This window comes from Ornithinimicrobium cavernae (assembly GCF_003121625.1).
Classification (GTDB): domain Bacteria; phylum Actinomycetota; class Actinomycetes; order Actinomycetales; family Dermatophilaceae; genus Ornithinicoccus; species Ornithinicoccus cavernae.
The window spans coordinates 23,593-30,178 of record NZ_QDDJ01000020.1 but is presented as its reverse complement, the minus strand read 5'-3'; the positions used below and the strand labels follow the sequence as shown (position 1 = coordinate 30,178).

Sequence of the window (6,586 nt, the reverse complement as noted above, 5' to 3'; positions counted from 1 at the left end):
TCCCACCGCCCACGGCATACGTCGTCAGTCTGTGGATGTAGGTCCGCTCATCCTTTCGGTCGGCGATCTCATCCTTCTAGACGATGCCGGCCCCGCGCCGTCCCCTCTAGGTTCCTTACCGATGGGGGATGACTGACTGTCTCTTGACCGTCACCTGAGAACTTGCTGACCGAGGAGAACGTCGCCATGCGCCTGCGCCAGATCGCACCGAAGCCTGCCACCCGACAGCACCGGAGGAGCGCTCTCGCCGACCGCGCCAGCCGGCTGTGGGCGTCACTGCTCGCCGTGGCGCTCGTCGCGGCGATGCTGACCACGTCACCGGCGAGCGCGACGCCCGACAACGTGGCACCGGTCGCGGACGCGGGGGCAGACCAGACTGCCGTGGTCGGCGACACCCTCACCCTCAGCGGCGCCGGCTCGAGTGACGGCGACGGTGACGACCTGACCTACCGCTGGACGCTGGAGGGGCCCACACCTGGCGACTTCACCCAGTCGCTCGACGGAAACTCCTCTGCGACACCGTCGTTCGCCCTCGCCCTGGTCGGCACCTACACCGCGACCTTGGTCGTCAGCGACGGCATCGAGGACTCCGAGGCGGACTCCGTCGCCCTCACCGTGACCAGTGGCATCAGCGTCGACTGGTCGTGCGACGGCGTCGCCGTCACCTCCCCGGTCCGGATGTCGAGGATCGTCGTCGCCCAGGGCGACGCGCACACCCGACACGTTGCCCGTGGTGGGACGTCGTGGAGCCTGTCGGACACGCCGGGCATCACGACGATCTGGGTCAGCGCGCGGAACAACAACAGCGGCGACGGCCCGGGCTACGGCGAGCGCTTCGACCGCCCGGTCCCCGACCCCTGCGGCACGACCAACCAGGTGCCGGTCGCGGACGCCGGCGCGGACCAGACAGTCGTGGTTGGTGACCTGGTCACCCTGGACGGCACCGGCTCATCCGATGCGGATGGCGACCAGCTGTCGTATGCGTGGACGCTCACCTCCCCCACCGGCTCCACCTCCGTCCTGGAGGGCTCCGACACCGCCGGGCCCACCTTCACGCCGGACGTGGCCGGCAGCTACACCGCCGAGCTCGTCGTCAACGACGGCACTGAGAACTCCCTGTCAGACACGGTGACCATCACCGTCAACGAGATCCCAAACGAAACGCCGGTCGCCGACGCGGGCTCCGACCAGGAAGCAGTCGTCGGCGAAACAGTGACCCTCGACGGCACCGGCTCATCCGACGCCGACGGCGACCAACTCTCGTATGCCTGGACCCTCACTTCCCCCACCGGCTCCACCTCCGCTCTGGAGGCCTCCGACACCGCCGGACCCACCTTCACGCCGGACGTGGCCGGCGACTACACCGCCGAACTCACCGTCAACGACGGCACCCAGGACTCCCCCGCCGACACGGTGAGCATCACCGTCAGCCACCGCCCCACCGCGGACGCAGGCGAGGACCAGACCGTCACCACCGACGACCTCGTCACCCTCGACGGCACCGGCTCCTCCGACGGCGACAACGACCCCCTGACCTACTCCTGGAGCCTGACCTCCACGCCCGCCGGGTCCACCGCACAGCTCAGCGACCCCCTCGCCGCGCAACCCACCTTCACCGCAGACGTGGCCGGGCAGTACACCGTGGCCCTTCAGGTCACCGACGGCCGGTGGACCTCCACCGAGGACACCGTCACCATCACGGCTCAGCACGCCGCCAACGAGGCGCCGACTGCCGACGCGGGTGAGGACCAAACAGCCGTGGTTGGTGACGTGGTCACCCTCAACGGCACCCGCTCCATCGACCCCGAGGGCCAGACGGTCACCTATTCGTGGACTCTCACCACTCCGTCGGGCTCCACCGCCACGCTGGACAACCCTGCAGCAGCGGCGCCGACAATCACCGTCGACCTGGCCGGCACCTACACGGCCGAGCTCGTCGTCAACGACGGCACCCAGGACTCTCCCGCCGACACCGTGACCATCGCCGTGACTCACCGCCCAGTCGCGGACGCCGGCGCGGACCAGACCGTCACCACCGGCGACCTGGTCACCCTCGACGGCACCGGCTCCTCCGACGGCGACAACGACCCCCTGACCTACTCCTGGAGCCTGACCTCCGCGCCTGCCAGGTCCACCGTGCAGCTCAGCGACCCCCTCGCCGCGCAACCCACCTTCACCGCAGACGTGGCCGGGCAGTACACCGTCACTCTCCAGGTCACCGACGGCCAGTGGACCTCCGCACCGGACACCGTCACCATCACGGTCAACGAGATCCCGAACGAAACGCCCGTCGCCGACGCCGGCGACGACACAGTCGCCGCCGTGGACGACACCGTCACACTCGACGGCACGAACTCCTCCGACGCCGACAGTGACCCCCTCACCTACGACTGGAACCTGACGGGCCCGCCCGGTTCGGCAGCCGAACTGGACGACTTCACCGCAGCCGAGCCCACCTTCACCGCCGACGTCGCCGGCACCTACACGGCCGAGCTCGTCGTCAACGACGGCACCCAGGACTCTCCCGCCGACACCGTGACCATCACCGTGACCCACCGCCCCGCAGCCGACGCCGGAGCGGACCAGACCGTCACCACCGGCGACCTCGTCACCCTCGACGGCACCGGCTCGACGGACGCAGACGGCGACTCACTCACCTACGCCTGGACCCTGACCACACCCACTGGTTCGTCCGCCGCCCTGAGCGACCCCCTCGCCAGCCAGCCCACCTTCACCGCAGACGTGGCCGGGCAGTACACCGTGGCCCTTCAGGTCACCGACGGCCGGTGGACCTCCACCGGGGACACCGTCACCATCACGGCTCAGCACCCCGCCAACCAGGTCCCCGTCGCTGACGCCGGTCAGGACCAGAGCGCCCTGGCAGGTGACACGGTCACCCTGGACGGCTCGTTGTCCAGCGACGCGGACGGTGACGACCTCACCTTCGCCTGGGTGCTCACCACCCCCAGCGGGTCGATGGCGACTCTCGACGACGCCACGGCTGTCGCACCGAGCTTCACCCCCGACGTGGCAGGCAGCTACACTGCCTCGCTCACCGTCAGCGACGGCACCGACACCTCGGCCGAGGACTCCGTGACGATCTCCGTCACGCTGCCTGCGATCACGGTCACGGGGCCTGACCTGCAGACCTACTCCTCCGGCGACCTGCGCGTCACGCTCGAGCGCCCGGCACCGGTGGGCGGTCAGCTTCTGAGTCTCACCAGTGACGCCCCGCAGGTGCTCACACCGCTGGCCTCGGTCACCGTGGCCGCCGGTGCGACGGTCGTCGACGTCCCAGTCGCCAGCGGCAGCGCCGCAGGCACGGCGGTCGTGACCGCCAGCGGCGACGGCTACACGACAGGGTCCGCCACCGTCACGGTCGCAGCACGGTCAATGAGCCTGCAGGTCGAGCCGCTGGTCGGCGTCGGCCGCACCATCCCGGCGACCATCGCCCTGGCTGCCCCGGCCCCGGCCGGTGGACTGACCGTCAACGTCTCCAGCAGTGACCCGACTCTGGTCACCGTCGACCCTGCCACCGTCCAGTTCGCCGAGGGCGAGACGACCGGCCAGGTCGAGGTTACCGGCCAGGCCGAGGGCAGCGTGGTGCTCACCGCGTCGGCCCTCGGCTACACCGACGCCACCGCCGAGACGGGCAGCACCAACAGCACCGTCAGCGTGGGCAACGTGCCGGTCCTCTCCCCCGGCCAGACCAGTGGCCTGCCGATCAGCCTGAGCGAGCCCGCGCCGGTGGGCGGCACGACGATCCTGCTGGAGAGCAGCGACACCAGCATCGTCACCGTGGAGTCCTCCGTGGTCATCCCCGAGGGTGCGGTCCTACCGACCGCCAACCCGCAGGTCACCGGGCAGGCCGTGGGGAGCGCCGTCATCACGGCCCGCGCCGCGGGCTACGCGCCGCACTCGCGGACCGCGACCGTCGAGCTGGTCCTGACGCTCAGCCCGTCGGGCACGATCACGCTCAATGAGGGTCGCAGCCAGACGATGACCGTGGGCCTCTCCGGCCCGGCCCCGACCGGTGGCCTGGAGGTCACCCTGGCGAGCCTGGACACTGACGTCTTCACGGTCCCGGCCACGGTCACCGTCCCGGCCGGACAGACCACGGCGAGCTTCGGCATACAGGGAGTTGGTCAGGGTGACTCTCAGCTCACAGTCAGCGCTCCAGGCGCGGCCCAGCTCACCCGGGCCGTCCGGGTCACTGCGCCACCGCAGATCGCCACGAGCGTGGCGCAGGTGGGCGAGGACCTGCAGGTCGTCGCGAACACCCGCCTGATGGTGGCCCCCACGGCACCGACAGACATCACCCTCACCGTCGCCGACGAGTCGACGGCGCTGCTCTCGACCAGCGCCGCGACGGTCGGGTCGAAGTCGATCACCCTCGCCGGCGTGACCAGCGCCAACTGGCAGGGTTTCGCGGTCCAGGGCCTGGCCGAGGGCACCACGACGCTCACCGTGAGTGCAGACGGCTATGCGGACGCGACCAGCACGATCACCGTGACCGGCTCCGGGTTCCACCTGACCACCGGCGACTTCACGACCAGCACCTTCTCGGGCAACACCGCGGTGCATGTCGACGCCTACGCCCTCAGCACCAGCGGTGCCCTCTGGTCACAGCAGGAGCTGCGGCCCGGGGCCAGCGCGACCCTTATCGTGACCAACAGCAACGACGCCGTCGGCACGCTCACCGAGACGACGTTGACGCTCGCGGGCGACAGCGGCTACCGGGTCAGCACCGCCTTCGACCCCGCCACGGCCGGCACAACCACTGTGGCGATCACCCAGCCGGACGGGTTCACCCAACCCAGCAACGGCCGCACCGCTCTCACGGCGACGGTCACCGCACCCGCGATCGCCATGAGCGACGTGACGGTCGGCAAGGACCTGCAGGCCGCGGCCAACACCCGACTGACAGTCGTCCCACCCACACCCACCGACCTCACCCTGACGGTCACCGACGAGTCGACGGCGCTGCTCTCCACCGACGCCGCGACGGTCGGGTCGAAGACGATCACCCTCGCCGGCGTGACCAGTGCCAACTGGCAGGGCTTCGCCGTCCAGGGCCTGACGGAGGGCACCACCACGCTCACCGTGTCGGCGGACGGTTACGCCACCACAACGGCGACCCTCACCGTCCGCGCCTCCGGGTTCCACCTGTCCACCGGCGACTTCAGCACCACCACCTTCTCGGGCGACACCGCGATCCACATCGACGCCTACGTCCTCAGCGCCACCGGCACCCTGTGGTCACAACAGGAGCTGCGCCCCGGCACCAGCGCCACCGTGCAGCTCACGAACACCGATGACGCGGTCGGCTCTCTCACGGAGGCGACGCTGACGCTCCCGGGCAACAGCGGCTACCGGGTCAGCACCGCCTTCGACCCCGCGACAGCCGGCACGACCACCGTGGCGATCATCCAGCCGGACGGGTTCACCCAACCCGGCAACGGCCGCACCGCTCTCACGGCGACGGTCACCGCGCCGGCGATCGCGATGAGCGACGTGACGGTCGGCAAGGACCTGCAGGTCGGCGCGAACACCCGCCTGACGGTGGTGCCCCCGACACCGACGGACATCACCCTCACAGTCGCCGACGGGTCCACCGCCGTCATCTCCACCAGTCCGGCAACTGTCGGGTCGAGGTCGATCACCCTCGCCGGCGTGACCAGCGCCAACTGGCAGGGCTTCACCGTCCAGGGCCTGACCGAGGGCACCACCACGCTCACCGTGTCGGCGGACGGTTACGCCACCACAACGGCGACCCTCACCGTCCGCGCCTCCGGGTTCCACCTGTCCACCGGCGACTTCACGACCAGCACCTTCTCGGGCGACACCGCGATCCACATCGACGCCTACGTCCTCAGCGCCACCGGCACCCTGTGGTCACAACAGGAGCTGCGCCCCGGCACCAGCGCCACCGTGCAGCTGACGAACAGTCACGACGCCGTCGGCTCCCTGACGGAGGCGACGCTGACGCTCGCGGGCAACAGCGGCTACCGGGTCAGCACCGCCTTCGACCCCGCGACAGCCGGCACGACCACCGTGGCGATCATCCAGCCGGACGGGTTCACCCAACCCGGCAACGGCCGCACCAGCCTCACGGCCACCGTGACGCCGCCCGCCCTGAGTGCGGGCAACGTCAGCGTCGGCACGGGGCAGCAGGGCACCGCCCACGTGCGGTTCACCGTGGCTCCCCCGGCCCCGACGGACATCACTCTCACGGTCGCCTCGGAGTCCACGGCACTGCTCGCGACCAGCGCCGAGGGTCCCGGACTCCGGACGATCACGCTGGAGGACGTCAGCAACACCAACTGGCAGGCCTTCACCGTCCGGGGCCTGGCTCCTGGCACCACGACACTGACGGTCTCGGCGCCCGGCTATGCCGACAGCACCGCCATCATCACCGTGACCGGCTGAGGGCGCCCGGCTATGCCGACAGCACCGCCACCATCACCGTGACCGGCTGAGCCCGCGTCGCGCCGGTCCTCCCTCCCCGCGCAACGACCCCCCGATTCTCAGGGGAAAGTGACGCTGGGAGGCCCGATTCGGCCGTGCACTCGACCTCCCCGACGGG

The 6,586-nt window shown here is 70.5% G+C and carries 1 protein-coding gene; it reads left to right on the top strand.

The features are described from left to right. Positions 1 to 162: 162 nt before the first annotated feature. A complete protein-coding gene (locus DA085_RS19470) occupies positions 163 to 6,429 on the top strand; it encodes a PKD domain-containing protein (protein WP_109474661.1) in 6,267 nt (2,088 codons plus the stop codon). Positions 6,430 to 6,586 lie beyond the last annotated feature (157 nt).